Here is a 929-nt window from a genome sequence, read left to right as displayed (position 1 = left end):
CTAAGCCGTGTTTGGTAAGTGGGGTTAGAGCCATTTGTTGATGGCGGTGATGGTGACGGTGGCTTGGTAGCGTACGGCGAGTTTGTCGTACCGGGTGGCCATGCCGCGGCTGTGTTTGAGCTGGTTGATGCCGCATTCCACGGCGTGGCGCTGCTTGTAGAGCTCGGGGTCGAAGGCGTGCGGGCGGCCGCCCTTCGACCCGCGTTTGCGCCGGTTCGCGGCGTGGTCGGCCTTGATCGGGATCGTCGCCCGGATGCCGAGCCGGTGCAGATAGTCCCGGTTCGCCTTGCCCGCGTACGCCTTGTCGGCCAGGACCCGATCCGGGCGGGTCCTCGGCCGGCCACCACCAATCCTCGGCACCCGGATACCTTCCAGCACCGGCACGAACTGCGGGCTGTCACCACGCTGCCCAGCCGTCAGCAGCAACGACAACGCCTTACGCCCCTGCTCACACGCCAGGTGCACCTTCGTGGTCCGGCCACCCCTCGACCTGCCGAGGGCGTGATCGTCCGGTTCGACGTGCACCCCACCTGGCGGCTCCTTCTGCGAGCCGCCGTCCCGGCGGGCACCAGCAGCGTGCTGGTGCGCCCGGACACTGGTCGAATCGACACTGACGTCCCACCGGATCCGCCCGGCCGCATCGGCGTGCGCCTGCAGCGCGGTCAGCACCCGCTGCCACGTCCCGTCACGCTGCCACCGGCGGAACAACCAGTACAACGTCTGCCACGGCGCATACACCGCAGGCACGTCACGCCACGGCGCACCCACCCGGATCCGCCACCGAATCCCGTCGATCAACTGCCGCCTGCTCCACTTCGGCGGCCGACCCCGCACCGACACCGCAGGCAACACCGCGGCCAGCGCCGCCCACTGCGCGTCGGTCAGGTCATGCCGCCTCGTCACCGCTATGGTGTCCACGAGGTCTCCGG

General features: G+C 69.2%; 1 protein-coding gene. It reads right to left on the bottom strand.

Annotation, left to right across the window (positions count from 1 at the left end):
• Nucleotides 1-24 precede the first annotated feature (24 nt).
• Nucleotides 25-918 carry an IS5 family transposase gene (locus OP18_RS50645; RefSeq protein WP_033367999.1) on the bottom strand — a complete coding sequence of 298 codons (894 nt, stop codon included), beginning with the start codon at nt 916-918 and terminating at the stop codon, nt 25-27.
• Nucleotides 919-929: the final 11 nt, after the last annotated feature.

This window comes from Dactylosporangium aurantiacum, assembly GCF_000716715.1.
GTDB lineage: Bacteria > Actinomycetota > Actinomycetes > Mycobacteriales > Micromonosporaceae > Dactylosporangium > Dactylosporangium aurantiacum.
The sequence above is the reverse complement of the archived record's forward strand: the minus strand, read 5'-3'. Positions and strand labels throughout refer to the sequence as shown.